30 protein-coding genes are annotated in these 26124 nt (G+C 63.5%); 29 read left to right on the forward strand and 1 reads right to left on the reverse strand.

Annotation, left to right across the window (positions count from 1 at the left end; all coding sequences use genetic code 11):
* Positions 1 to 89: 89 nt before the first annotated feature.
* From rpoC to ACVW1C_RS37070, 3 genes are all read left to right on the forward strand, one after another.
* Positions 90 to 4292 carry a DNA-directed RNA polymerase subunit beta' gene (rpoC, locus tag ACVW1C_RS37060; protein ID WP_456762478.1) on the forward strand — a complete coding sequence of 1401 codons (4203 nt, stop codon included), beginning with the start codon at positions 90 to 92 and terminating at the stop codon, positions 4290 to 4292.
* Positions 4293 to 4473: 181 nt separating this feature from the next.
* Positions 4474 to 6534: an FAD-dependent oxidoreductase gene (locus ACVW1C_RS37065; RefSeq protein WP_456762479.1), complete on the forward strand. Its 2061-nt coding sequence runs from the start codon at positions 4474 to 4476 to the stop codon at positions 6532 to 6534.
* A 229-nt stretch (positions 6535 to 6763) separates the two neighbouring features.
* Positions 6764 to 8776 carry an ABC transporter ATP-binding protein gene (locus ACVW1C_RS37070; protein WP_456762480.1) on the forward strand — a complete coding sequence of 671 codons (2013 nt, stop codon included), beginning with the start codon at positions 6764 to 6766 and terminating at the stop codon, positions 8774 to 8776.
* A 96-nt stretch (positions 8777 to 8872) separates the two neighbouring features.
* On the opposite strand, the gene ACVW1C_RS37075 is transcribed toward ACVW1C_RS37070, so the two are convergent.
* On the reverse strand, positions 8873 to 10081 hold the full coding sequence (locus ACVW1C_RS37075) for an FAD-dependent oxidoreductase (protein ID WP_456762481.1): 1209 nt from the start codon (positions 10079 to 10081) through the stop codon (positions 8873 to 8875).
* A 698-nt stretch (positions 10082 to 10779) separates the two neighbouring features.
* Here ACVW1C_RS37075 and rpsL point away from each other — a divergent pair.
* The 26 genes from rpsL to secY all read left to right on the forward strand — a co-directional run bounded on the left by rpsL (position 10780) and on the right by secY (position 26094).
* The gene (gene rpsL / locus ACVW1C_RS37080) at positions 10780 to 11151 is read left to right on the forward strand and encodes a 30S ribosomal protein S12 (RefSeq protein ID WP_006611834.1); all 372 of its coding nucleotides are present in this window, start codon (positions 10780 to 10782) and stop codon (positions 11149 to 11151) included.
* Positions 11152 to 11166: 15 nt separating this feature from the next.
* Complete coding sequence (gene rpsG, locus ACVW1C_RS37085) at positions 11167 to 11637, forward strand: 30S ribosomal protein S7 (RefSeq protein ID WP_050402248.1); 471 nt, start codon at positions 11167 to 11169, stop codon at positions 11635 to 11637.
* Between the two features lie 30 nt (positions 11638 to 11667).
* On the forward strand, positions 11668 to 13740 hold the full coding sequence (fusA, locus tag ACVW1C_RS37090) for an elongation factor G (protein ID WP_456762482.1): 2073 nt from the start codon (positions 11668 to 11670) through the stop codon (positions 13738 to 13740).
* Between the two features lie 39 nt (positions 13741 to 13779).
* The gene (gene tuf, locus ACVW1C_RS37095; RefSeq protein ID WP_456762483.1) at positions 13780 to 14970 is read left to right on the forward strand and encodes an elongation factor Tu; all 1191 of its coding nucleotides are present in this window, start codon (positions 13780 to 13782) and stop codon (positions 14968 to 14970) included.
* Positions 14971 to 15064: 94 nt separating this feature from the next.
* On the forward strand, positions 15065 to 15373 hold the full coding sequence (rpsJ, locus tag ACVW1C_RS37100) for a 30S ribosomal protein S10 (protein ID WP_002712302.1): 309 nt from the start codon (positions 15065 to 15067) through the stop codon (positions 15371 to 15373).
* 54 nt (positions 15374 to 15427) lie between these two features.
* Entirely contained in the window at positions 15428 to 16147 is a 720-nt protein-coding gene (gene rplC, locus ACVW1C_RS37105) for a 50S ribosomal protein L3 (protein ID WP_456762484.1), read from the forward strand.
* A gap of 1 nt (position 16148) precedes the next feature.
* Entirely contained in the window at positions 16149 to 16769 is a 621-nt protein-coding gene (gene rplD, locus ACVW1C_RS37110; protein ID WP_173637158.1) for a 50S ribosomal protein L4, read from the forward strand.
* Positions 16766 to 17065, forward strand: a complete 300-nt coding sequence (locus tag ACVW1C_RS37115) for a 50S ribosomal protein L23 (RefSeq protein WP_029081770.1) — start codon at positions 16766 to 16768, stop codon at positions 17063 to 17065. The genes rplD and ACVW1C_RS37115 overlap by 4 nt, the downstream gene beginning before the upstream one ends.
* Positions 17066 to 17077: 12 nt before the next feature.
* The gene (gene rplB / locus ACVW1C_RS37120) at positions 17078 to 17911 is read left to right on the forward strand and encodes a 50S ribosomal protein L2 (protein ID WP_021081655.1); all 834 of its coding nucleotides are present in this window, start codon (positions 17078 to 17080) and stop codon (positions 17909 to 17911) included.
* Between the two features lie 12 nt (positions 17912 to 17923).
* Positions 17924 to 18202 (forward strand): 30S ribosomal protein S19, encoded by a 279-nt coding sequence (gene rpsS / locus ACVW1C_RS37125; protein ID WP_018272137.1) that lies wholly within the window; start codon positions 17924 to 17926, stop codon positions 18200 to 18202.
* A 10-nt stretch (positions 18203 to 18212) separates the two neighbouring features.
* The gene (gene rplV, locus ACVW1C_RS37130; RefSeq protein WP_018272136.1) at positions 18213 to 18599 is read left to right on the forward strand and encodes a 50S ribosomal protein L22; all 387 of its coding nucleotides are present in this window, start codon (positions 18213 to 18215) and stop codon (positions 18597 to 18599) included.
* A gap of 20 nt (positions 18600 to 18619) precedes the next feature.
* The gene (gene rpsC / locus ACVW1C_RS37135; protein WP_018272135.1) at positions 18620 to 19321 is read left to right on the forward strand and encodes a 30S ribosomal protein S3; all 702 of its coding nucleotides are present in this window, start codon (positions 18620 to 18622) and stop codon (positions 19319 to 19321) included.
* A 30-nt stretch (positions 19322 to 19351) separates the two neighbouring features.
* Positions 19352 to 19765 carry a 50S ribosomal protein L16 gene (rplP, locus tag ACVW1C_RS37140; RefSeq protein ID WP_016843752.1) on the forward strand — a complete coding sequence of 138 codons (414 nt, stop codon included), beginning with the start codon at positions 19352 to 19354 and terminating at the stop codon, positions 19763 to 19765.
* Positions 19766 to 19770: 5 nt separating this feature from the next.
* Entirely contained in the window at positions 19771 to 19977 is a 207-nt protein-coding gene (gene rpmC, locus ACVW1C_RS37145; RefSeq protein ID WP_021081654.1) for a 50S ribosomal protein L29, read from the forward strand.
* 10 nt (positions 19978 to 19987) lie between these two features.
* Positions 19988 to 20236 carry a 30S ribosomal protein S17 gene (gene rpsQ / locus ACVW1C_RS37150; RefSeq protein ID WP_092114991.1) on the forward strand — a complete coding sequence of 83 codons (249 nt, stop codon included), beginning with the start codon at positions 19988 to 19990 and terminating at the stop codon, positions 20234 to 20236.
* A 75-nt stretch (positions 20237 to 20311) separates the two neighbouring features.
* The gene (rplN, locus tag ACVW1C_RS37155) at positions 20312 to 20680 is read left to right on the forward strand and encodes a 50S ribosomal protein L14 (protein ID WP_011473865.1); all 369 of its coding nucleotides are present in this window, start codon (positions 20312 to 20314) and stop codon (positions 20678 to 20680) included.
* Entirely contained in the window at positions 20680 to 20994 is a 315-nt protein-coding gene (gene rplX, locus ACVW1C_RS37160) for a 50S ribosomal protein L24 (RefSeq protein ID WP_173637157.1), read from the forward strand. The genes rplN and rplX overlap by 1 nt, the downstream gene beginning before the upstream one ends.
* Positions 20987 to 21544: a 50S ribosomal protein L5 gene (rplE, locus tag ACVW1C_RS37165; protein ID WP_021081652.1), complete on the forward strand. Its 558-nt coding sequence runs from the start codon at positions 20987 to 20989 to the stop codon at positions 21542 to 21544. The genes rplX and rplE overlap by 8 nt, the downstream gene beginning before the upstream one ends.
* A 46-nt stretch (positions 21545 to 21590) precedes the next feature.
* Entirely contained in the window at positions 21591 to 21896 is a 306-nt protein-coding gene (gene rpsN, locus ACVW1C_RS37170; protein WP_074126938.1) for a 30S ribosomal protein S14, read from the forward strand.
* A gap of 16 nt (positions 21897 to 21912) precedes the next feature.
* Positions 21913 to 22311 (forward strand): 30S ribosomal protein S8, encoded by a 399-nt coding sequence (gene rpsH, locus ACVW1C_RS37175; RefSeq protein ID WP_021081651.1) that lies wholly within the window; start codon positions 21913 to 21915, stop codon positions 22309 to 22311.
* 14 nt (positions 22312 to 22325) lie between these two features.
* Positions 22326 to 22859, forward strand: coding sequence for a 50S ribosomal protein L6 (gene rplF / locus ACVW1C_RS37180; protein WP_092114986.1), 534 nt, complete (start codon positions 22326 to 22328; stop codon positions 22857 to 22859).
* An 11-nt stretch (positions 22860 to 22870) separates the two neighbouring features.
* Entirely contained in the window at positions 22871 to 23230 is a 360-nt protein-coding gene (gene rplR, locus ACVW1C_RS37185; RefSeq protein ID WP_029081760.1) for a 50S ribosomal protein L18, read from the forward strand.
* Between the two features lie 58 nt (positions 23231 to 23288).
* Positions 23289 to 23864: a 30S ribosomal protein S5 gene (rpsE, locus tag ACVW1C_RS37190; RefSeq protein ID WP_028349043.1), complete on the forward strand. Its 576-nt coding sequence runs from the start codon at positions 23289 to 23291 to the stop codon at positions 23862 to 23864.
* Positions 23865 to 23903: 39 nt separating this feature from the next.
* Positions 23904 to 24095: a 50S ribosomal protein L30 gene (gene rpmD / locus ACVW1C_RS37195; protein WP_092114985.1), complete on the forward strand. Its 192-nt coding sequence runs from the start codon at positions 23904 to 23906 to the stop codon at positions 24093 to 24095.
* Between the two features lie 21 nt (positions 24096 to 24116).
* Positions 24117 to 24602: a 50S ribosomal protein L15 gene (rplO, locus tag ACVW1C_RS37200; protein WP_176530648.1), complete on the forward strand. Its 486-nt coding sequence runs from the start codon at positions 24117 to 24119 to the stop codon at positions 24600 to 24602.
* Between the two features lie 157 nt (positions 24603 to 24759).
* On the forward strand, positions 24760 to 26094 hold the full coding sequence (secY, locus tag ACVW1C_RS37205) for a preprotein translocase subunit SecY (RefSeq protein WP_024578584.1): 1335 nt from the start codon (positions 24760 to 24762) through the stop codon (positions 26092 to 26094).
* The last annotated feature ends 30 nt before the right edge of the window (positions 26095 to 26124 follow it).

Consider the following 26124-nt stretch of genomic DNA (forward strand, 5'->3'; position numbering starts at 1 on the left):
CGCGCTCCGCTCGGACGTTGAGTGGGGCGCGCGTTGAATGAAAGTTTCGAATTTGCTGCCGGTGACGATCGGCACGCGAGGAGAAGACCATGAATCAAGAGATTATGAATCTTTTCAATCCGACGACGCCGGCTCAGGTCTTCGACCAGATCCGGATTTCGATCGCGTCTCCGGAGAAGATTCTGTCCTGGTCCTACGGCGAGATCAAGAAGCCGGAGACCATCAACTACCGCACCTTCAAGCCGGAGCGTGACGGCCTGTTCTGCGCGCGCATCTTCGGGCCGATCAAGGACTACGAGTGCTTGTGCGGCAAGTACAAGCGGATGAAGTACAAGGGCATCATCTGCGAAAAGTGCTCGGTCGAAGTGACGCTGTCGCGCGTCCGGCGCGAGCGCATGGGCCATATCGAGCTGGCCGCGCCGGTCGCTCACATCTGGTTCCTGAAGTCGCTGCCGTCGCGCATCGGCCTCTTGCTCGACATGACGCTGAAGGATCTCGAGCGGATCCTGTACTTTGAATACTACGTCGTTCTCGAGCCGGGCCTGACCGCGCTGAAGGACCGTCAGCTGCTGTCGGAAGACGAGTATCTGAAGGCGCAGGACGAGTACGGCCAGGACAGCTTCACCGCCATGATCGGCGCGGAAGCGATCCGCGAGCTGCTCAAGGGGCTCGAGCTCGAGAAGCTCGAGGCGACGCTGCGTGCCGACATGGCGGAGACTGACTCCGACATCAAGCACAAGAAGCTCGCCAAGCGTCTGAAGATCGTCGAGGCCTTCCGCGTCTCCGGCAACAAGCCGGAATGGATGATCATGACGGTCGTGCCGGTGATTCCGCCGGACCTCCGCCCGCTGGTGCCGCTCGACGGCGGCCGGTTCGCGACCTCCGACCTCAACGACCTGTATCGCCGCGTCATCAACCGCAACAACCGCTTGAAGCGGCTGATGGAGCTGCGTGCGCCCGACATCATCATCCGCAACGAAAAGCGCATGCTGCAGGAGGCCGTCGACGCGCTGTTCGACAACGGCCGCCGCGGCCGCGTCATCACCGGCGCCAACAAGCGCCCGCTGAAGTCGCTCGCCGACATGCTGAAGGGCAAGCAGGGCCGGTTCCGCCAGAACCTGCTCGGCAAGCGCGTCGACTATTCGGGCCGTTCGGTGATCGTGGTCGGTCCCGAGCTGCGCCTGCATCAGTGCGGCCTGCCGAAGAAGATGGCGCTCGAGCTGTTCAAGCCGTTCATCTACTCGCGGCTCGACGCCAAGGGTCTGTCCACCACGGTGAAGCAGGCCAAGAAGCTGGTCGAGAAGGAGCGTCCGGAGGTCTGGGATATCCTCGACGAGGTGATCCGCGAGCATCCGGTGCTGCTCAACCGCGCGCCGACGCTGCACAGGTTGGGCATCCAGGCGTTCGAACCGGTGCTGATCGAGGGCAAGGCGATCCAACTGCATCCGCTGGTCTGCGCCGCCTTCAACGCCGACTTCGACGGCGACCAGATGGCCGTGCACGTTCCGCTGTCGCTCGAAGCGCAGCTGGAAGCGCGCGTCCTGATGATGTCGACCAACAACATCCTGCATCCGGCGAACGGCCAGCCGATCATCGTGCCGTCGCAGGACATCGTGCTCGGCCTCTACTACGTCTCGATCATGCGCGAAGGCCTGCCCGGCGAGGGCAAGATCTTCGGCGACATGGCCGAGCTCGAGCACGCCCTGCATTCGAAGGTCATCCACCTCCACACCAAGATCAAATACCGGTGGGAAGGCCTCGACGAGGAAGGCAAGCTGTCCAAGCGGTGGATCGAAACCACCGCGGGCCGCGTCATGCTCGGCAACCTGCTGCCGAAGAGCGCCAAGATCTCGTACGACATCATCAACAAGCTGATGACCAAGCGCGAGATCTCCGGCGTGATCGACCAGGTCTACCGTCACTGCGGTCAGAAGGAGACGGTGATCTTCTGCGACCGCATCATGGCGCTTGGCTTCTACAACGCCTTCAAGGCGGGCATCTCGTTCGGCAAGGACGACATGGTCGTGCCGGCGTCGAAGTGGAAGATCGTGGACCAGACCCGTACGCTGGCGAAGGATTTCGAGCAGCAGTACAATGACGGTCTGATCACCCATGGCGAGAAGTACAACAAGGTCGTCGACGCCTGGTCGAAGGCCGGTGAAGAAGTCGCCAAGGCGATGATGAAGGAGATCTCGTCGACCAAGAAGACGGCGACGGGCGCCGATGCCGACATCAACTCGATCTACATGATGGCGCACTCCGGTGCGCGTGGTTCGCCGGCCCAGATGCGCCAGCTCGCCGGCATGCGCGGCCTGATGGCCAAGCCGTCGGGCGAGATCATCGAGACGCCGATCATTTCCAACTTCAAGGAAGGTCTGTCGGTGCTCGAGTACTTCAACTCGACCCACGGCGCCCGCAAGGGCCTCGCGGACACCGCGTTGAAGACCGCGAACTCCGGCTACCTGACCCGCCGTCTGGTCGACGTCGCGCAGGACTGCATCATCACGCAGACCGACTGCGGCACCAAGCTCGGCATCAAGATGCGCGCCATCGTCGATGCCGGCACGGTCGTTGCCTCGCTCGGCTCGCGCATCCTGGGCCGTACGGCCTGCGATGACGTGCGCGATCCCGCCACCAACGAGGTCATCGTCAAGCGCGACACGTTGATGGAGGAGATCCATGTCGACGCGATCCAGCAGGCCGGCATCCAGGAGGTGAAGATCCGCTCGGCGCTGACCTGCGAGCTGATCAACGGCATCTGCGCCAAGTGCTACGGCCGCGATCTGGCCCGCGGCACCCCGGTCAACCACGGTGAGGCCGTCGGCGTCATCGCGGCGCAGTCGATCGGTGAACCCGGCACGCAGCTGACGATGCGCACGTTCCACATCGGCGGCGCAGCCCAGCTCAACGAGCAGTCGTTCGTCGAATCGAACTTCGACGGCAAGATCGTGATCAGGAACAAGGCGATCGCCCGCAACAGCGAAGGCAACCTGGTCGCGATGGTGCGCAACATGGTCGTTGCGATTGTCGATGCCGACGGTACCGAGCGCGCAACCCACCGTATTCAGTACGGTTCGAAGATGCACGTCGACGAAGGCGACATGGTCAAGCGCGGCCAGCGCATCGCGGAATGGGATCCCTATACCCGCCCGGTGCTCACCGAAGTCGAGGGCACGATCGGGTTCGAGGATCTGGTCGAAGGCCAGTCGATCTCGGAAACGCTCGACGAGTCGACCGGTATCGCCAAGCGCGTGGTCATCGACTGGCGCACGACGCGCGGCGGTTCGGACCTGCGTCCGGCCATTGTGGTCAAGGGCAAGGACGGCAAGGTGATGAAGCTCGCGCGTGGCGGCGATGCCCGCTACATGCTGTCGGTCGACGCCATTCTGTCGGTCGACATCGGCGCGAAGGTGATGCCCGGCGACATCCTGGCGCGTATCTCGACCGAGAGCGCCAAGACGCGTGACATCACCGGCGGTCTGCCGCGGGTGGCGGAACTGTTCGAGGCTCGCAAGCCGAAGGATGCGGCGATCATCGCGGAGACCGCGGGAACGATCCGCTTCGGCCGCGACTACAAGAACAAGCGCCGCATCTCGATCGAGCCGTTGGACAAGACCGAGGAGCCGCGCGAGTACCTGATCCCGAAGGGCAAGCACATCCACCTTCAGGACGGCGACATCGTCGAAAAGGGCGACTTCATCGTCGAAGGCAACCCGGCGCCGCACGACATCCTGGCGATCAAGGGCATCGAGGAACTCGCTGCCTATCTGGTCAACGAAATCCAGGAGGTCTACCGGTTGCAGGGCGTGCTCATCAACGACAAGCACATCGAGGTGATTGTCCGTCAGATGCTGCAGAAGGTCGAAGTCACCGATCAGGGCGACACCGACATGATCTCGGGCGAGCAGGTCGACAAGATCGAGTTCGACGCGCTCAACACCAAGGCCAGGGAGGAGGGCAAGAAGCCCGCCACGGGGACGCCGGTTCTGCTCGGCATCACCAAGGCGAGCTTGCAGACCCGGTCCTTCTTCTCGGCGGCGTCGTTCCAGGAGACCACGCGCGTGCTCACCGAAGCTGCCGTCAACGGCAAGGTGGACCCGCTCGAAGGCCTCAAGGAGAACGTCATTGTCGGCCGCCTGATCCCGGCCGGCACCGGCGCCTCGATGGCGCGGATTCGCGAAGTCGCGGTCAAGCGCGACAAGCTGATCCTCGACGAGCGCGAGAAGCAGCAGGCGGCGATCGTGCCGACGGCTCCGGAAGCGGAGCCGCTGGCGCTGCCGCCCGCGGAATAGGCATCCGCAAGACTACGGTAGTCAGCGAGAAGGCCGGCGTTCTGCCGGCCTTTTTGTTGCTTTCTTGCCTTGCTGCGGTGCAGACACGCAGTTTGTTCATCTTCCCTTCAGGCAAAAAAGTGCCTTTGCTAGGGTGACTTAGACCGGCTGTTTGGCTCGTGCCGGAGACGACGGAATCGATATGCTCGACTTGGCGATTGTAGGCGGCGGCCCCGGGGGGCTGATGAGCGCCTGGTATCTGAAGCGTAAACTCGGCGACCTCTGCCGCATCACCATCTTCGAGGCGTCGAACCGTCTCGGGGGCAAGATTCTCACGCGCAAATTCGACACCGCGCCCGCGATGTACGAGGCCGGCGTCGCCGAGATCTACGATTACTCGATGACGGGACCCGACCCGCTGCGCGAGCTGATCCAGCATTTCGGCCTGCAGACGATCCCGATGGATGCCGAGCAGGTGCAGCTCGACGGCGAACTGCTGGCCGACGTTCCCGGCATGCGCCGCAAATACGGCGCGAAGACCGCGGCCGCGATCGAGGCGTTCCGCAAGCGCTGCACCGAGCTGGTGTCGCCGATCGAGTATTACGAGGGCGTCGGCGCCCACGACAACGAACATCCGTGGGCCTACAAGACCGCCGAGCAGATCCTCGACGAAGAGGTCGAGGACGTGACCGCCAAGCGGTTCTTCAAGGTGATGGCGCGCTCCGACCTCGCGACCGAGAGCCACAACACCAACGGCCTCAACGCGCTGAAGAACTACGTGATGGATGTCGACGGCTATATCGGCCTGTATTCGATCCAGAACGGCAACGAGCAGCTGATCGATTGCCTGCGCTCGGAGGTCAGCGCCGACATCCAGCTCAACCATCGCGTCCTCAAGGTCGGCAAGACCGCAAGCGGCCGCTACCAGCTCAACATGATGAACGGCAAGGGGCCGGAGACGCGCGACTTCGACCTCGTGCTGGTCTGCCTGCCGCACTCCTGGCTCGCGACCATGCGCTGGGACGGCGAACAGCTGCGCAAGTCGATGGTCAAGCACGTCGCCTATTTCGATCGCCCGGCGCACTATCTGCGCGTCTCGATCCTGTTCGACGAGCCGTTCTGGGGCGAGAAGATCCCGGGCGCCTGGTTCATGTCGGAGGCGTTCGGCGGCTGCTGCGTCTACAATGAGGGCGCGCGCCACGATGTCGGCAAGCACGGCGTGCTGAACTGGCTGATCGCCGGCTCCGACGCGCTCGCCTTCGCCAATCTCAGCGACGAGGAACTGATCGACGCCGCGCTGAAGTCGCTGCCGGCATCGCTCGGCGATGCGCGTGCGCATTTCCTCGAGGGCAAGACCCATCGCTGGCTGTCGTCGGTCAACGCGCTGCCGGGCGGCCTGCCGGTGCGCGACGTCATGACCAACCACCGTCCCGATCCGAAGCAGCACCCCGGCATCGTGGTGGTCGGCGACTATCTGTTCGATTCGACGCTGAACGGGCTGCTCGATTCCTCCGATGCCGCGACCGACATCATCGTCACCGAGATGATGCGGCTCCGCCGCGCCCGTGCGCAAGACGAAGGCGCGCTGTCCGACAAGATCGACCGCACCTATTTCGAGAATTATCGCGGCGCCGGTCCCTACAGCGAAGTCTGGCGCAACTTCACCGACCCGGCCTATCTGACCGACCTGATCAAGACGGTGTGGGGCAGGGCGAAGGGCTACAAGCTGCTGATCGCCGGCTCCGCCAGCGGCGAGCTGATCGGCGCGTTGCGCGAGCGCGGCATCGATGCCTGGGGCATCGAGAACAACCGCTACATCCACGGCAAGACGCCGAAGGCGCTCATGAAGTACAACAAGCTCGGCTCGGTCGCCGATATGCCGTTCAAGGACAATGAGTTCGACTTCGTGTTCGAGACCTCGCTGTGCCATCTCGGCGAGAAGCAGGTTGTGCGCGGGGTGCGCGAGCTCAACCGCGTGGTCAAGACCGGCGTCGTATTCGCGTCGGTGACCTCGGACATGGCGCCGGCGGTGATCGATCGCTACGACCTGCTGCGCGGCGTGAAGAAGCTCGGCACCTGGTGGGAATGGTCGGAATTGTTCTTCGGCAACGGCTTCGACCTGTCGATGCACCGCCGCGACTGCACCGATGCGCTGTGGACGTTGACGCTTGCCGCCAACAAGGGGCCGGGGCAGTGGTACGCCGACTCCGACAGCCTGCGCTATTCCTTCTTCGACAAGGTCGAGGCGGATCACGACGACTAGCGGCAACGACTGACGGCACCGGCTCGCGGTCTTGCGCAAGGCGAGCGGCCTCGCGTCACCCAATCGTCAAACGGCGGCCGTGCCGTGATCCCGAATCCACGGGACCGCGCGCCACGCCGTTCCAAACGCTTTGCCGAATTCATTGTGATCGCATAGGATTGTACCAGCAGCGTTCGCCGCTGCGGTTTCGATTTGCGGTCATGCCGGCCGTGGAGCAACGGTTGGTTTCATGGCGCCAAGACCTCCTGCATCAGACGATCCCGAGCTGAAGAAAAAGTCGGTCGCGGCCGGTCCGCCTGCGGCTACCGCCTCCGCCAAGCCCGCCGCCGCGCCGGCCGACGACGACGATGATGAGGACGAGGACGACGAGTTCGAGCTCGACGACGATGATGACGAGGACCTCGTCGTCTTCACCGCCAGGGAAGCCGCCGGCGCGCTCTCCACGATCTTTGGCTTCGTCAAGCCGATCCTGATCAACTACAAGAAGCCGCTCGCTTTCGTCGCCATCGGCGTGCTGGTCGAGACGTTGTTCAACGTCTTCATGCCGCTCAGCCTGAAATTCCTGATCGACGACGCGCTCGGCGAGGAGGATTTCCAGGCCCTTTACAAGATCCTCGGCGTACTCGCGGTCGCCGGCATCGTCACCTCGATCATCGCGGTCTGGTACGAGCGCTGGGATGCGCGGCTTGGCGCGGGCATCATCGCCGACGTCCGGACGCGCATCTTCGACCACGTCCAGAACCTGCCGTCGGCCTATTTCGCCCGCACCAAGCGCGGCGAGATCCTGTCGCGTTTCTCGATCGATCTGTCGGCCTTCGAGGGCTCGGTCAAGACCTTCGCCAACAGCGCGGCGCTGCCCGGCCTGGAATTGGTCGCCGGCATCATCCTGATGCTGTTCCTGAACTGGCAGCTTGCCGTGGTCGCCTTGCTGGTGTTTCCGATCACGCTGATCGGGCCGCGCATCCTGACGCCGAAGGCGGTGCTGGCCAATTACGAGCAGAAGCAGAATGAAGCCGCGCTGCTCGGCATGGTGCAGGAGAACGTCGCTGCCCAGGCGGTGGTCAAGGCGTTCAACCTGCAACGCCGGGCGCTCGGCTGGTTCACGCTGCGCAACCGCGACGTCCGGGCCAAGGCCGCCTCAGCCATGTTTCTGTCGACCATGGTGGAGCGCACCGTCACCATTTCGGTACTGCTGCTTCACCTCGTGGTGCTGGCGATCGGCGCCTATCTCGCGACCAAGGGGCAGATCACGGTCGGCACCTTCGTGACCTTCGAGAGCGCATTCTGGGAGGTGTCGTACAACATCGCCCATCTCATGCATTTCATCCCGGTGTCGATCCAGTCTGCGGCGGCAGTGCGGCATATCCAGGAGCTGCTCGACGAGCCGACCCGCGGCGCCGACCGCCCCGGTGCGCCGGATCTGCCGCGCATCACCAACGACATCTCCTTCGACCGCGTCACCTTCCAGTATGAGGGGGCGCAGACGCCGGTGCTCGACAATCTCAGCCTCAAGCTCAATGCCGGCAAGAGCATTGCGATCGTCGGTCCCAGCGGCTCCGGCAAGAGCACGCTGATCAACCTGATCCTGCGGCTCTACGTGCCGGATGAGGGCCGCGTCGCCATCGACGGCGTCGACATCCGCCGGGTGACGCGCGAGTCGCTGCGGGCCAGCATGGCGGTCGTGTTCCAGGAGAACATGCTGTTCAACATGTCGATCCGCGAGAACATCCGGCTCGGCAAGGAAGGGGCCAGCGACGCCGAGGTCGAGGACGCCGCGAAGAAGGCCGAGATCCATCGCTACATCATGAGCCTGCCGCAGCGCTACGACACGCCGGTCGGCGAGCGCGGCGATACCTTGTCGGGCGGCCAGCGCCAGCGCATCGCGATCGCGCGCGCGATCATCCGCAACCCGTCCGTGCTGCTGCTCGACGAGGCGACCTCGGCGCTCGACCAGACCACGGAGGCGGCGATCAACCGCACGCTGCTCAAGGTCGCCGAGGGTCGCACCATGATCTGGTCGACGCACCGACTGGCCTCGGTGGTCGAGATGGACGAGATCATCGTGATCTCCGGCGGCAGGGCGATCGAACGCGGCTCGCACGAGGAACTGCTGGCCCTGAATGGCGTCTACCGCAAGCTGTGGGACGACCAGGGGCATGTCCATCACGACGCGGACGACGAGGATGACGACGACGCGGACGATGATGAAGATGACGAGGATGAGGACGAAGACGAGGCGTGAGTCCCGCGCCGCGTCGCCGGCGATGGTCGGACGCTGGCTTCTTTTTGACGCGTTTTCTTTCCACTTCGCGCGAAAGCGCTTTTGCTGATCGCGCCTCTACGCCCTGTCGGCGGCGTGCGGACGTTGCCGGAAGTGATTGGCGGACCGTGCCGTTGACGTTGCCTGCGGGCGGTGCAGCCGGCGCAGCGTGCCCCGGCCGAGATAACCGAGGAAGCGCGCCCAGCGCTGGGCCTGCCAATAGGGCCCGCTGCCGATCGACACCTCGCGGAAGTTGAATGCCTTGGCATTCGACCAGGCGTCGCACTCCGTCTTGACCGGATCGTCGTAGAACGCCGTGATCTTCTCCTCGCCCATCCCGTCGGTCGCAAGCCAGGCCGGGATATGGACGTTGCAGAGCTGGGATACGTCGGTGAACACCTTGTCGGTCCCGGTGCCGGTGACCGGGCAGGTGCTGGCGAAGGCGTCCCCGACCAGCACGACGCCGGCCTGCCGATAGCCGGTGCTGACATAGACGTCGGCGGGCCTGATCTTGATGTCGCCGGCCACGTCGAACTCACCGGTGAGCCGGCGCAGCCGCGGCAGCGCAGCGTTGAGCGTTTCGACCGGATTGCGCCGCATCGCCCGCAGCCACGGATCGTCGGCCGGGCGATAGGTGAACAGGTTGGCGCGCATCCGGTTTCCGACCGGAAACAGCGTGATGTAAGGGATGCGGTCGCTCGGCCGCTCCGAGAAGTAGGTCATGGCCGCGAACGGGAAGGCGGGTCGGCCCACGGGCACGAAATCGAAGCCGATCGAGATCGAGTGGCAGAAGCTGGTCACCAGCCGCTCGATGCCGAGCATCCGGCGCAGCCCGACATTCAGCCCGTTGGCGAGCACCACGAGGCGTGCCGAGATCTCCCCGCCGCCCGAGAGCACCAGCCGCTGCCGCTCGGAGCTGGTCGCGACATTGACGACCTTGTCGCAGATGAATTCCGCCGGCCCGGCGATTTCGGTTCGAATCGCGGCGATCAGCGCGTCGTACATGATGCCGTATTGCCGGCTCGGCTGCCGGTCGAGCAGATGGCCGAATCGCGCGATCCAGTTCTCGCCGTCGAGCGTCGCCGCACGCAGCACGGATTCGGCAATCCCGGTCCGGGCGAATCGCGCGAGTTGGAGGTCGCCGCCGATCTTTTCGACGCGGAAGTCGAACGGATAGACTTGGTGGGGGTCGATCAGGACGGTCGGTATCCCGGCACGGCCGAGCATTGCGGCCGCGGTCGAGCCCGCAAGACCGCCGCCGATGATCGCGATGTCGGTGTACCGCATGACGTTTTCCGTGGCCGTAGACCGTAATTTTTGCGCTGCGAATGGCAAATAAAGGCTTAGTTTCGAAATTGGCCTTCAGGTCCAAGTTGGGGAGAATTGTTTCTAATCATATTTTATCCGGGTATAATGCGATTCCGCAGACGTGCCGGAGATTCGGATTGAGGCGAGGGGAGGCGCGGACGCTGTCAAATTTCGTCGCCCGCCGAGCGCCGCGAAATGCGAAATATGCAAGCGCCAGAGGCGTTTCTTTGCTTGTCGTTTTGCTTGACTTCACTATCTCTCGATTATACAAGGCGCTCACTTAACGACAGGCGGTGAGCTACGCCAGCGTCGGAACGGAACACCCCAAGGCCTTTTTCAGCGCCGGACGGGCACCAACCTCGACGAATGCCGCTCAAACGCTGTCGATGATAGCTAGGCAATGCCAGGACGATTTTAGTTCTCTTGAGCGCGTCCTCTTGAGAGTGAATTCGGATGCATGACCTCGGTGGCGGATCGGACAGCGAACGCTGAACGGTTCGGGATCGCGGTCCTCTGTGGCGTCGATGCGCTTTCCGCTCAGCGATGAGTGGTTGGCGCGATTTCGCTTTGCGCGGGTGTTTGCTCCGCGTCGGGCGGGCCGTACGGGACGGCTAGTCCTGAGAAGAAATTTGCGGAGCCATTCAAGGTTTCCGCGCGAACTAAAGGGTGAAGGCTGCATGCCGACGATCAACCAGCTGATCGCAAATCCGCGTGAAGTGCAGAAGTCGCGTAAGAAGGTGCCGGCGCTGCAGCAGTCGCCGCAGAAGCGCGGCGTGTGCACGCGCGTCTACACCACGACCCCGAAGAAGCCGAACTCGGCGCTTCGTAAGGTCGCCAAGGTGCGCCTGACCAACGGCTTCGAGGTGATCGGCTACATCCCGGGTGAGGGCCATAACCTGCAGGAGCACTCGGTGGTCATGATCCGCGGCGGTCGCGTCAAGGACTTGCCCGGCGTGCGCTACCACATCCTCCGTGGCGTGCTGGATACCCAGGGCGTCAAGAACCGTAAGCAGCGTCGTTCGAAGTACGGCGCGAAGCGTCCGAAGTAAGCGGGAAACGATCAGATGTCGCGTCGCCATTCTGCTGAGAAGCGTGAAGTTCTTCCGGATCCGAAGTTCGGGAACGTCATCATTACGAAGTTCATGAACTCGGTGATGTACGCCGGGAAGAAGTCGGTCGCCGAAAACATCGTCTACGGTGCGCTCGGCATGATCGAGGCCAAGACCAAGCAGCCGCCGCTCGGCGTGTTCGAGCAGGCGCTCGAGAACGTGATGCCGACCATCGAGGTTCGTTCCCGCCGCGTCGGCGGCGCGACCTACCAGGTGCCGGTGGAAGTCCGCTCGGTGCGCCGTCAGGCGCTCGGCATCCGCTGGCTGATCTCGGCCGCCCGTGAGCGCAACGAGAAGACCATGACGGAGCGTCTGTCGGCGGAGCTGCTCGACGCCTCGAACAATCGCGGCAACGCCGTCAAGAAGCGTGAAGACGTGCACCGGATGGCGGAAGCCAACCGCGCCTTCTCGCACTATCGCTGGTAAGGCGATCAACGGAATTTAAGGAACAGTCTCATGCCCCGCCAACATGCCATCGAGGACTACCGCAACTTCGGTATCATGGCGCATATCGACGCCGGCAAGACCACGACCACCGAGCGCATCCTGTATTACACCGGCAAGAGCCACAAGATCGGCGAAGTGCACGAAGGTGCCGCGACGATGGACTGGATGGAGCAGGAGCAGGAGCGTGGCATCACGATCACCTCGGCTGCGACCACTGCGTTCTGGAACGGCAAGCGCCTGAACATCATCGACACCCCCGGCCACGTCGACTTCACCATTGAGGTCGAGCGTTCGCTGCGCGTGCTCGACGGCGCCGTTTGCGTTCTCGACTCCAACCAGGGCGTCGAGCCGCAGACCGAGACCGTCTGGCGCCAGGGCGACAAGTACAAGGTTCCGCGCATCGTCTTCGCCAACAAGATGGACAAGACCGGTGCCGACTTCTTCAAGTGCCTGTCCGACATCGTCGACCGCCTCGGCGCCAAGCCGATCGCGATCCAGCTGCCGATCGGTGCCGAGAACAACTTCAAGGGTCTCGTCGACCTCGTGAAGATGAAGGGCATCGTCTGGAACGATGAGTCGCTCGGCGCCAAGTTCGACTATGTCGACATCCCGGAAGACCTGGTCGAGCAGGCCAAGGAATATCGCGAGAAGATGGTGGAAGCCGCCGTCGAGCTTGACGACGACGCTTTGGCTGCGTTCCTTGACGGCAAGGAGCCGGACGAGGCGACCCTGAAGCGCCTGATCCGCAAGGCCGTGCTGACCGGCGCGTTCTATCCGGTGCTGTGCGGCTCCGCGTTCAAGAACAAGGGCGTGCAGCCGCTGCTCGACGCCGTCGTCGACTACCTGCCGTCGCCGATCGACGTGCCCGCGATCAAGGGCACCGATGAGGACGGCAACGAAGTCGTGCGTCATGCGGACGACAAGGAGCCGCTGGCTCTGCTCGCGTTCAAGATCATGGACGACCCCTTCGTCGGCACCATCACCTTCTGCCGCATCTATTCCGGCGTCCTGCAGTCGGGCACCGGCGTCATCAACTCGACCCGCGAGAAGAAAGAGCGGATCGGGCGGATGCTGCTGATGCATGCGAACAACCGCGAAGACATCAAGGAAGCCTATGCCGGCGACATCGTCGCGCTGGCTGGCCTGAAGGAAGCGCGCACCGGTGACACGCTGTGCGATCCCAACAAGCCGGTGATCCTCGAGAAGATGGAATTCCCGGAGCCGGTGATCGAGATCGCGATCGAGCCGAAGTCGAAGGCCGACCAGGAAAAGCTGGGCGTGGCGCTCGCCAAGCTCGCCGCGGAGGATCCGTCCTTCCGCGTGTCGACCGATCACGAGTCCGGCCAGACCATCCTCAAGGGCATGGGCGAACTCCATCTCGACATCAAGGTCGACATCCTCAAGCGCACCTACAAGGTCGACGCCAACATCGGCGCGCCGCAGGTGGCGTTCCGCGAGCGTGTCACCAAGCGGGTCGAGCACAGCTACACCCATAAGAAGCAGACCGGCGGTACCGGCCAGTTCGCGGCCGTGACCATCATCGTCGAGCCGAACGAAGCCGGAAAGGGCTACGAGTTCGAATCGAAGATCGTCGGCGGCGCGGTGCCGAAGGAATACATCCCGGGCGTCGAAAAGGGCCTCGAGAGCGTGCTGTCCTCCGGCGTGGTCGCGGGCTTCCCGATCGTCGACGTCAAGGTCCAGCTGATCGACGGCAAGTATCACGACGTCGACTCGTCGGCACTGGCCTTCGAAATCGCCACGCGCGCCTGCTTCCGCGAGGCGCTGCAGATGGGCAAGTCCGTTCTGCTCGAGCCGATCATGAAGGTCGAGGTGGTGACCCCGGAAGACTACACCGGTTCGGTCATCGGCGACCTGAATTCCCGGCGCGGCCAGATCCAGGGCCAAGACATGCGCGGCAACGCCAACGTCATCAACGCGATGGTGCCGCTCATGAACATGTTCGGTTACGTGAACAACCTGCGCTCGATGAGCCAGGGGCGCGCGACCTTCACAATGCAGTTCGATCACTACGCCGAAGCTCCGGCGAACGTGTCGGCTGAAGTCCAGAAGAAGTTTGCCTGATTGTCGTTGATGGCAGTCAACGATTGAACGGAGAGTCAAATGGCCAAAGCTAAATTCGAACGTAACAAGCCCCACTGCAACATCGGCACCATCGGTCACGTCGACCATGGCAAGACCTCGCTGACCGCAGCGATCACCAAGGTGCTCGCAGAAACCGGCGGCGCGACGTTCACCGCCTACGACCAGATCGACAAGGCGCCGGAAGAGAAGGCGCGCGGCATCACGATCTCGACCGCTCACGTCGAGTACGAGACGAAGAACCGCCACTACGCTCACGTCGACTGCCCCGGCCACGCCGACTACGTGAAGAACATGATCACCGGCGCTGCGCAGATGGACGGCGCGATCCTGGTCGTGTCGGCTGCTGACGGCCCGATGCCGCAGACCCGCGAGCACATCCTGCTCGCCCGCCAGGTCGGCGTGCCCGCGCTCGTCGTGTTCCTCAACAAGTGCGACATGGTCGACGATCCGGAGCTGCTCGAGCTCGTCGAGCTCGAAGTCCGCGAGCTGCTCTCGAAGTACGAATTCCCGGGCGACAAGATCCCGATCATCAAGGGTTCGGCGCTGGCAGCCCTCGAAGACAAGGACAAGAAGCTCGGCCACGACGCCATCCTCGAGCTGATGCGCAATGTCGACGAGTACATCCCGCAGCCGGAGCGTCCGATCGACCAGCCGTTCCTGATGCCGGTTGAAGACGTGTTCTCGATCTCGGGCCGCGGCACCGTCGTCACCGGCCGTGTCGAGCGCGGCGTGATCAAGGTCGGCGAGGAAATCGAAATCGTCGGTATCCGCGACACCCAGAAGACCATCGTCACCGGCGTCGAAATGTTCCGCAAGCTGCTCGATCAGGGCCAGGCCGGCGACAACATCGGTGCGCTGCTCCGCGGTACCAAGCGCGAGGAAGTCGAGCGTGGCCAGGTGCTGTGCAAGCCCGGTTCGGTCAAGCCGCACACCAAGTTCAAGGCTGAGGCTTACATCCTCACCAAGGAAGAGGGCGGCCGTCACACCCCGTTCTTCACCAACTACCGTCCGCAGTTCTACTTCCGCACCACCGACGTGACCGGTGTCGTGCACCTGCCCGAAGGCACCGAGATGGTGATGCCGGGCGACAACATCGCGATGGAAGTGCACCTGATCGTGCCGATCGCGATGGAAGAGAAGCTGCGCTTCGCGATCCGCGAAGGCGGCCGCACCGTCGGCGCCGGCGTCGTCGCCGCCATCATCGAGTAAGGGTGGATCAGTCAGTTTGCAGCGGGTGGGTTCGCCCACCCGCCGCTCACCACTCGCTATTCGCTAATTGAGCGACGAAGAAAGAGATACGGCAATGAACGGCCAAAACATTCGCATCCGTCTCAAGGCGTTCGACCATCGAATCCTCGATACGTCGACCCGTGAGATCGTGAACACGGCGAAGCGCACCGGTGCGCAGGTTCGCGGACCGATTCCGCTGCCGACCCGCATCGAGAAGTTCACCGTCAACCGTTCGCCGCACGTTGACAAGAAGAGCCGCGAGCAATTCGAGATGCGCACTCACAAGCGCCTCCTCGACATTGTCGACCCGACCCCGCAGACCGTCGATGCGCTGATGAAGCTCGACCTGGCCGCCGGTGTCGACGTCGAGATCAAGCTCTAAGGTTTTGGATTTTTACGTCCGCCGCTTGCGGACAGAAAGACAGGAAGCACGCCGATGCGCTCCGGAGTGATCGCACAAAAGGTCGGGATGACGCGGGTCTTTACGGAGACCGGCGAGCATATCCCTGTGACCGTGCTGAAGTTGGGCAACTGCCAGGTGCTGGGCCACCGCACGACCGAGAAGAACGGCTATGTCGCTCTTCAGCTCGGCTCGGGCGCCCGCAAGACGGTGTACATGCCGAAGGCCGAACGCGGCCAGTTCGCGGTCGCCAAGGTCGAGCCGAAGCGCAAGGTCGCCGAGTTCCGCGTGTCCGAGGACGCGCTGATCCCGGTCGGCGCGGAAATCCAGGCGGACCATTTCGTGGTCGGCCAGTTCGTCGACGTGACCGGCACCTCGATCGGCAAGGGCTTCGCCGGCGGCATGAAGCGCTGGAACTTCGGCGGTCTGCGCGCCACCCACGGCGTGTCGATCTCGCATCGTTCGATCGGTTCGACCGGTGGCCGTCAGGACCCCGGCAAGACCTTCAAGAACAAGAAGATGCCTGGTCACATGGGCGTCGACCGCATCACCACGCTCAATCTGCGCGTGGTTTCGACCGACGTCGAGCGCGGCCTGATCCTCGTCGAAGGCGCCGTTCCCGGTTCCAAGGGCGGCTGGATCTCGGTGCGCGACGCCGTCAAGAAGCCGCTGCCGAAGGAAGCCCCGAAGCCCGGCAAGTTCAAGGTCGCCGGCGGTGAAGCTGCCGAGGCTGCAGCCGAGAAGGAGGGCGTGTGAGATGGAACTGAAAGTCACCACCCTTGAAGGCAAGGACGCCGGTTCGGTTCAGCTGTCGGACGAGATCTTCGGTCTCGAGCCGCGCAAGGACATCATCCAGCGTTGCGTGCAGTGGCAGCTCAACAAGCGCCAGGCCGGCACCCACAAGGCCCAGGGCCGCGCGGATGTCTGGCGCACCGGCAAGAAGATGTACAAGCAGAAGGGCACCGGCGGCGCCCGTCACGGCTCGGCCCGCGTGCCGCAGTTCCGCGGCGGTGGCCGTGCGTTCGGTCCGGTGGTTCGCTCCCATGCGACCGACCTGCCGAAGAAGGTGCGAGCGCTCGCGCTGAAGCATGCGCTGTCGGCCAAGGCCAAGGACGGCGGGCTGATCGTGATCGACAATGCGCAGCTCGAGGCCGCCAAGACCAAGGCGCTGCTCGGTCACTTCTCGGGTCTCGGCCTGACCAACGCGCTGATCATCGACGGTGCGGAGCTGCACAACGGTTTCGCGACCGCGGCCCGCAACATCCCGAACATCGACGTGCTGCCGATCCAGGGCATCAACGTCTACGACATTCTCCGCCGCCACAAGCTGGTGCTGACCAAGGCTGCGGTTGATGCGCTGGAGGCGCGCTTCAAATGAAGAACATCGATCCGCGCCACTACGACGTCATCATCTCGCCGGTCGTGACGGAAAAGGCGACGCTCGCCTCCGAGCACAACAAGGTGCTGTTCAAGGTCGCCGGCAAGGCGACCAAGCCGCAGATCAAGGAAGCGGTCGAGAAGCTGTTCGACGTCAAGGTGAAGAGCGTCAACACTCTCGTTCGCAAGGGCAAGACCAAGGTGTTCCGCGGCAATCTCGGCTCGCAGTCGGACTCCAAGCGCGCGATCGTGACCCTTGAAGAGGGCCACCGCATCGACGTGACTACCGGACTATAAGGCGCAACGACGATGGCATTGAAAACCTACAATCCCACGACGCCGGGCCAGCGGCAGCTGGTCATGGTCGATCGTTCGGCGCTCTACAAGGGCAAGCCGGTGAAGACCCTGACCGAGGGCAAGCTCGGCAATGGCGGTCGCAACAACACCGGCCGCATCACCGTGCGTTTCCGCGGCGGCGGCCACAAGAAGGCCTACCGCACCGTCGACTTCCGCCGCGACAAGGTGGACATGCCCGCGGTCGTGGAGCGGCTCGAGTACGATCCGAACCGCACCGCGTTCATCGCGCTGATCAAGTATCAGGACGGCGAATTGGCCTACATCCTGGCGCCGCAACGTCTGGCGGCGGGCGACACCGTCGTCGCCGGCAACTATGTCGACGTGAAGCCGGGCAACGTCATGCCGCTCGGCAACATGCCGGTCGGCACGATCGTGCACAACATCGAGCTGAAGATCGGCAAGGGCGGCCAGCTGGCGCGCTCGGCCGGCACCTATGCCCAGATCGTCGGCCGCGACCAGGATTACGTGATCGTCCGCCTGAACTCGGGCGAGCAGCGTCTCGTGCACGGCCGCTGCCGCGGCACGATCGGCGCGGTGTCGAACCCGGATCACATGAACATCTCGATCGGCAAGGCCGGTCGTACCCGCTGGCTCGGCTGGCGTCCGCACAACCGCGGCGTCGTCATGAACCCGATCGATCACCCGCACGGCGGTGGTGAGGGTCGTACCTCGGGCGGTCGCCACCCGGTTACTCCGTGGGGCAAGCCGACCAAGGGCAAGAAGACCCGCACCAACAAGTCGACCAACAAATTCATTCTCCTCAGCCGCCACAAGCGGAAGAAGTAAGGAACGCCGGACATGGTTCGTTCAGTCTGGAAAGGCCCGTTCGTCGAGGGTTCTCTGCTCAAGAAGGCAGATGCCGCGCGCGCGTCCGGCCGTCACGACGTCATCAAGATCTGGAGCCGTCGCTCCACCATCCTGCCGCAGTTCGTCGGCCTGACCTTCGGTGTCTACAACGGCCAGAAGCATGTGCCGGTGGCGATCAACGAGGAAATGGTGGGTCACAAGTTCGGCGAGTTCTCGCCGACCCGGACCTTCCACGGCCACTCGGGCGACAAGAAAGCCAAGAAGGCTTGAGGAATAGACGATGAGCAAACCAAAGCGCGAACGTAGCCTCGCGGACAATGAGGCCAAGGCCGTCGCTCGCATGCTGCGCGTCAGCCCGCAGAAGCTCAACCTGGTGGCGCAGCTGATCCGCGGCCGCAAGGCTTCGGCTGCGCTCGCCGACCTGCAGTTCTCGCGCAAGCGGATCGCGGTCGACGTCAAGAAGTGCCTGGAATCGGCGATCGCGAACGCCGAGAACAACCATGACCTCGATGTCGACGATCTCGTCGTTGCCGAGGCGCATGTCGGCAACGGCATCGTGATGAAGCGTTTTGCTCCGCGCGGCCGTGGCCGTTCGGGCCGTGTGTTCAAACCGTTCTCGCACCTGACCATCGTGGTTCGTCAGGTCGAGGCCGAGGCAAGCGCCTAAGAAGGGCGCAGGAGAAGACGATGGGTCAAAAGATCAATCCAATCGGGCTGCGTCTCGGCATCAACCGGACCTGGGACTCCCGTTGGTTCGCCGGCAAGCAGGAATACGGCAAGCTCCTGCACGAGGACGTCAAGATCCGCGAGATCCTGCACAAGGAGCTCAAGCAGGCGGCTGTCGCCCGCATCGTGATCGAGCGCCCGCACAAGAAGTGCCGCGTGACGATCCACTCGGCCCGTCCGGGCGTCGTGATCGGCAAGAAGGGCGCCGACATCGACAAGCTGCGCAAGAAGGTCGCCGACATCACCTCGTCGGACGTCGTGATCAACATCGTCGAAATCCGCAAGCCGGAGCTCGACGCGACCTTGGTCGCCGAATCGATCGCCCAGCAGCTCGAGCGCCGCGTTGCGTTCCGCCGCGCCATGAAGCGCGCCGTGCAGTCGGCGATGCGTCTCGGCGCCGAGGGCATCCGCATCAACTGCTCGGGCCGTCTCGGCGGCGCCGAAATCGCGCGCATGGAGTGGTATCGCGAAGGTCGCGTGCCGCTGCACACGCTGCGCGCCGACGTCGACTACGGCGTTGCCACCGCGTTCACGACCTTCGGCACCTGCGGCGTCAAGGTCTGGATCTTCAAGGGCGAGATCCTCGAGCACGATCCGATGGCCCAGGACAAGAAGATGGCCGAGGGCGACAACACGCCGCGTTCGCGCCGCGACGCCGCTTGAGGCAAAGCAGGAATTTGAGGGCTTAAAGCCATGATGCAACCTAAGAAGACGAAGTTCCGGAAGGCGCATAAGGGCCGTATCCACGGCGTTGCGACCTCTGGCGCGACGTTGGCGTTCGGCCAGTTCGGCCTCAAGGCGATGGAGCCTGAGCGCGTCACCGCCCGTCAGATCGAAGCCGCCCGCCGCGCGCTGACCCGTCACATGAAGCGCGCCGGCCGCGTCTGGATCCGGGTGTTCCCGGACGTGCCGGTGTCGAAGAAGCCCGCCGAAGTCCGCATGGGCTCCGGCAAGGGTGCGCCGGAATTGTGGGTGGTCCGGATCAAGCCGGGCCGCGTGATGTTCGAAATCGACGGCGTGCCGGTGCAGACCGCCAAGGAGGCGCTGTCGCTCGCCGCCGCCAAGCTGCCGATCAAGACGCGCTTCGTTGCGCGCATTGCGGAGTAATCGCCATGGCCGAGATGAAAGTTGAAGACATTCGCGCGATGAGCGACGACCAGCGGGAAGACGCGGTCCTTAACCTGAAGAAGGAACGCTTCAACCTGCGTTTCCAGCGCGCCACCGGGCAGCTGGAGAACACGTCGCGGATGCGGGAAGCCCGCCGCGATATCGCTCGTATCAAGACCATCGCCGCGCAGCTGCGCGCGAAGAAGAAGTAAGGGGCCAGCTATGCCGAAACGTACTCTGCAGGGCGTGGTCGTGAGCGACAAGCAAGCCAAGACCGTGGTGGTGCGCGTCGATCGCCGCTTCACCCACCCGATCTACAAGAAAACGATCCGCCGTTCCAAGAACTACCACGCGCACGACGAGGACAACCAGTTCAAGCCGGGCGACATGGTCTGGATCGAGGAATCGAAGCCGATCTCGAAGCTGAAGCGCTGGACCGTGGTCCGGGGCGAACACAAGAAAACGGCCTGATTACTTCGGCCTGGCCGAAGACATTCAGGGAAATTTTGGGCGCGCTAAAGCGCAGAAAGAGGACGAGGTGCATCAATGATTCAGATGCAGACCAACCTCGACGTGGCCGATAATTCAGGCGCACGCCGTGTCATGTGCATCAAGGTTCTTGGAGGCTCCAAGCGCCGCTATGCCACCGTGGGCGACGTTATCGTTGTGTCGATCAAGGAAGCCATTCCGCGTGGCAAGGTGAAGAAGGGCGACGTGATGAAGGCCGTCGTGGTCCGGGTCCGCAAGGACATCCGCCGCGCCGACGGTTCGGTCATCCGCTTCGACCGCAACGCCGCCGTGCTGATCAACAATCAGTCCGAGCCGGTCGGCACCCGTATCTTCGGGCCGGTGCCGCGCGAGCTGCGCGCCAAGAACCACATGAAGATCATTTCGCTTGCGCCGGAGGTGCTGTGATGGCTGCCAAGATCCGCAAGGGCGACAAGGTGATGGTGCTCACCGGCCGCGACAAGGGTCGCACCGGCGAGGTGTTCGAGGTGCGTCCGGACGAGAACAAAGCTCTCGTTCGCGGCATCAACATGGTGAAGCGTCACCAGAAGCAGAGCCAGACCCAGGAAGGCGGCATCATCTCCAAGGAGATGCCGATCGACCTGTCCAACATTGCGTATGTCGGCAAGGACGGCAAGCCGACCCGCATTGGGTTCAAGATTCATGCCGATGGCAAGAAGGTTCGTGTTGCCAAGAGCTCGGGAGCAGAGATCGATGGCTGATACAGCTTACACGCCGCGCCTGCGCGCGGAGTATGACAAGAAGATCCGCGGCATGATGACCGAGAAGTTCGGTTATGCCAACGTGATGCAGGTGCCGCGCCTCGACAAGGTCGTGCTCAACATGGGCGTCGGCGATTCCGTCAACGACCGCAAGAAGGCCGAGACCGCCGCTGCCGAGCTGAGCCAGATCGCCGGCCAGAAGGCGATCGTGACCTATTCGCGGATCGCGATCGCGACCTTCAAGCTGCGCGAGAACCAGCCGATCGGCTGCAAGGTCACGCTGCGCAAGGCCCATATGTACGAGTTCATCGACCGCCTGGTGAACGTGGCGCTGCCCCGCGTCCGCGACTTCCGCGGCCTGAACCCGAAGAGCTTCGACGGCCGTGGCAACTATTCGCTCGGCATCAAGGAGCACATCATTTTCCCCGAGATCGACTTCGACAAGGTCTCGGAAGCGCGTGGCATGGACATCACGGTCTGCACCACCGCCAAGACCGACGACGAGGCGCGCGCCTTGTTGACCGCTTTCAATTTCCCGTTCCGGCAGTGAGTAGCTGAGCCAAAGCCACTCAAACGCGGATACCCAGGAGCCAAGCATGGCAAAGAAGAGTTCGATCGAGAAGAACAACCGGCGCAAGCGGATGGCGAAGAACGCCGGCCCGCGCCGCGAGAAGCTGAAGGCGATCATCGCCGACAAGACCAAGCCGATGGAAGAGCGCTTCGCGGCGACGCTGAAGCTCGCCGAGATGCCGCGCAACTCGTCGCCGACGCGCATCCGCAACCGTTGCGAGCTGACCGGGCGTCCGCGCTCGAACTACCGCAAGAACAAGCTCTCGCGCATCGCGCTGCGTGAACTCGGCTCCAAGGGCCTGGTTCCCGGCCTCGTGAAGTCGAGCTGGTAAGGGGAGGGTCGGAACAATGTCTACGCACGATCCGATCAGCGATCTCATCACCCGCATCCGCAACGCGCAGATGCGTTCGAAGTCCAAGGTCTCGAGCCCCGGCTCGAAGATGCGCGCCAACGTGCTCGAAGTGCTGAAGTCCGAGGGCTACATCCGGGGCTACGCCAGCGTCGAGCATGCCTCGGGCCGCAGCGAGCTCGAGATCGAGCTGAAGTATTTCGACGGCGAGCCCGTCATCCGCGAGATCGAGCGGGTGTCGAAGCCGGGCCGCCGGGTTTACGCCTCGGTGAAGAACCTGCCGCGCGTGAACAACGGTCTCGGCATTTCGGTGTTGTCGACGCCGAAGGGAATCATGGCTGACCACGAGGCGCGCGACGCCAACGTGGGCGGCGAAGTTCTCTTCACGGTGTTCTGAGGAAGGATTTTACGATGTCACGTATCGGCAAGAGGCCGGTGGCGATCCCGTCGGGTGTGACGGCAAGCGTCGAGGGCCAGACGGTGAAGGTGAAGGGGCCGAAGGGCCAGCTTCAGTTCGTCGTGCATGACGACGTCGAGGTGAAGTTCGAGAACGGCCAGGTCAAGGTCGCCCCGCGCGTCAAGACCAACCGCGCGCAGGCGATGTACGGCACCGCGCGCGCGCAGGTCGCCAACCTCGTCGAGGGCGTCACCAAGGGCTTCGAGAAGAAGCTCGAGATCACCGGCGTCGGTTACCGCGCCGCGATGCAGGGCAAGAACCTGCAGCTCGCGCTCGGCTACAGCCACGACGTGGTCTACGCGATCCCGGAAGGCATCACCATCGCGGTGCCGAAGCCGACCGAGATCACGATCACCGGCAACGATCCGCAGCGCGTCGGCCAGGTCGCCGCCGAGATCCGCGCCTACCGTCCGCCGGAGCCCTACAAGGGCAAGGGCGTGAAGTACGCCAACGAATTCATCTTCCGCAAGGAAGGCAAGAAGAAGTAACGGAGCCGGTCATGTCACTCAAGGTTACGAATGCCCGGCGCAAGCAGCGCGTCCGCCTTGCGCTTCGCCGCTCGGCAGGCGGCCGTCCGCGGCTGTCGGTGTTCCGCTCGTCCAAGCACATCTACGCCCAGGTCATCGACGACCAGAAGGGCGAGACGCTCGCGTCCGCCTCGTCGCTGGAGAAGAACCTGCGCGACGCCGGCAAGACCGGCGCCGACATCGATGCGGCGAAGGCCGTCGGCAAGCTGCTGGCGGAACGCGCGGCGCAGAAGGGTGTCAAGGAAGTCGTGTTCGATCGCGGCGCCTACATCTATCACGGGCGCGTCAAGGCGCTCGCGGATGCGGCGCGCGAAGGCGGATTGAGCTTCTAAACTTTACGAACGATTACCAGGATAGAGGCGTCAGGCCTCCTAGAGATTGGAAAACACCATGGCAGGTGAACGCGAACGCGGCGGACGCGAACGGAGCAGGGATCGCGAGGAGCGCGACAGCGAGTTCGTCGACAAGCTCGTCCACATCAATCGCGTGGCGAAGGTCGTCAAGGGCGGCAAGCGCTTCGGCTTTGCGGCGCTGGTCGTGATTGGCGATCAGAAGGGCCGGGTCGGTTTCGGCCACGGCAAGGCGCGCGAAGTTCCGGAAGCGATCCGCAAGGCGACCGAATCGGCGAAGCGCAACCTGACGCGGGTCGCGCTGCGCGAAGGCCGCACGCTGCATCACGACATCGCCGGCCGTCACGGCGCCGGCCGCGTCTACCTGCGTGCCGCTCCGGCCGGTACCGGCATCATCGCCGGCGGCCCGATGCGCGCGGTGTTCGAGACACTCGGCATCCAGGACGTGGTGGCGAAGTCGATCGGCTCGTCGAATCCCTACAACATGGTTCGCGCGACCTTCGACGCGCTGAAGCATCAGGATTCGCCGCGCTCGGTGGCTGCGCGCCGCAACATCAAGGTCTCCACCCTGCAGTCGCGCCGCGTCGGCGGTGACGCCGAAGTGGTGGCGGAATAACAACGCTCGCTTCTCGAAGCGCTATTCGGAGTTACTGTCATGGCCCAGGCCAGCAAGACCATCAAGGTCGAGCAGATCGGCAGCGCAATCCGCCGCCATCACTCGCAGCGTTCGACGCTGATCGGCCTCAAGCTCAACAAGATCGGCCGGGTAGCCGAGCTGCAGGATACCCCTGAAGTTCGCGGCATGATCAGCAAAGTCCAGCATCTCGTCCGCGTCGTCGGCGAGTAAGCAGAGATAAGGAGAAGGGCGATGAAGCTCAGCGATATCGCCGACAACGCCGGCTCGCGCAAGAAGCGCATGCGTGTCGGCCGTGGCATCGGTTCCGGCAAGGGCAAGACCTCGGGCCGCGGCGGCAAGGGCCAGACCGCGCGTTCGGGCGTCCGCATCAAGGGTTTCGAAGGCGGCCAGATGCCGATGCATCGCCGTCTGCCGAAGCGCGGCTTCAACAACATCTTCCGGCTCGACTTCGCCGAGATCAATCTCGACCGTCTGCAGGAAGCGATCGACAACAAGCTGGTCGATGCGAGCGCGACGGTGAACGTCGAGTCGCTGGTGAAGGCCGGCGTGCTGCGCCGCGCCAAGGACGGGTTGCGGCTGCTCGGCCGCGGCGAGATCAAGACCAAGCTGACCATCGAAGCGCACGGCGCCTCCAAGTCGGCCATTGCTGCGGTCGAGAAGGCCGGCGGCTCGGTCAAGATCCTGGCCCCCGCCAAGGACGAAGGCGAGGCGGCGTAACATCTGCGTCATTGCCCGCGGCCTGCGCGGGCAATCCGCAGATCGAATGATGGACTTATCGAGGCCGCGCACCAGATAATGTCCGGTGTCTGCCGACGGCCCGAGAGAACGAGTTTCTTGGGGCGTCGGCGAAGCGGGCTCCGGGAGAAAGCCGAACATGGTCTCAGCAGCCGAACAACTTGCCGCAAACCTCAATTTCGGACAGCTGGCGAAAGCCGACGAGCTGAAGAAGCGCATCTGGTTCACCCTGGGTGCGCTGCTTGTTTATCGGCTGGGCACCTATATCCCGCTGCCGGGCATCGATCCCAACATCTGGGAGCAGGTGTTCCGCAGCCAGTCCGGCGGCATCCTCGGCATGTTCAACATGTTCGCCGGCGGCGGCATCCACCGCATGGCGATCTTTGCGCTGAACATCATGCCGTACATCTCGGCATCGATCATCGTTCAGCTGCTGACCACCGTGTCGCCGCAGCTCGAGGCGCTCAAGAAGGAAGGCGAGGCGGGCCGCAAGACGCTGAACCAGTACACCCGCTATCTGACGGTGATCCTGGCGCTGTTCCAGTCCTACGGCATCGCGATCGGCCTCGAAGGCGCCGGCAATGTCGTCAGCGACCCCGGCATGTTCTTCCGGATCTCGACCGCGATCACGCTGACCGGCGGCACCATGTTCCTGATGTGGCTCGGCGAGCAGATCACCTCGCGCGGCATCGGCAACGGTATCTCGCTAATCATCCTCTCCGGCATCGTCGCCGAGCTGCCGTCGGCGCTCGCCAACATGCTGGAACTCGGCCGCCAGGGCGCGATGTCGACCGGCCTGATCCTGATCGTCATCGTGATGGCGGTCGCCGTGATCGCCTTCATCGTGTTCATGGAGCGTGCGCAGCGCCGGTTGCTGATTCAGTATCCGAAGCGCCAGGTCGGCAACAAGATGTTCGAGGGCCAGTCCTCGCATCTGCCGCTCAAGCTCAACACCTCGGGCGTGATTCCGCCGATCTTCGCCTCGTCGCTGCTGCTGCTGCCGACCACGGTTGCGAACTTCAACGCCGGCAAGGGGCCGGAGTGGTTCCAGTGGCTCACCACCCAGCTCAGCCATGGCCGGCCGCTGTTCCTGCTCTTGTATCTCGCGCTGATCGTGTTCTTCGCGTTCTTCTACACCGCGATCGTGTTCAACCCGACCGAGACCGCCGACAATCTGAAGAAGCATGGCGGCTTCATCCCGGGCATCCGGCCCGGTGAGCGCACCGCGGAATACATCGACTACGTGCTGTCGCGCATCACGGTGCTCGGTGCGATCTATCTCGCGATCGTCTGCCTGATCCCCGAAATTCTGATTTCCTACGCCTCGGTCCCATTCTACTTTGGTGGCACCTCGCTTTTGATCGTCGTCAGTGTAACGATGGATACGGTGTCGCAGGTTCAGGGCTATCTGCTCGCCCATCAGTATGAAGGGCTGATCAGGAAGTCGAAGCTCAGGGGAGGCCGCCGCCGCTGATCGCGGCGCGGCTCCAAACTCAAAACACGG

This window comes from Bradyrhizobium sp. USDA 4011 (genome assembly GCF_054063415.1).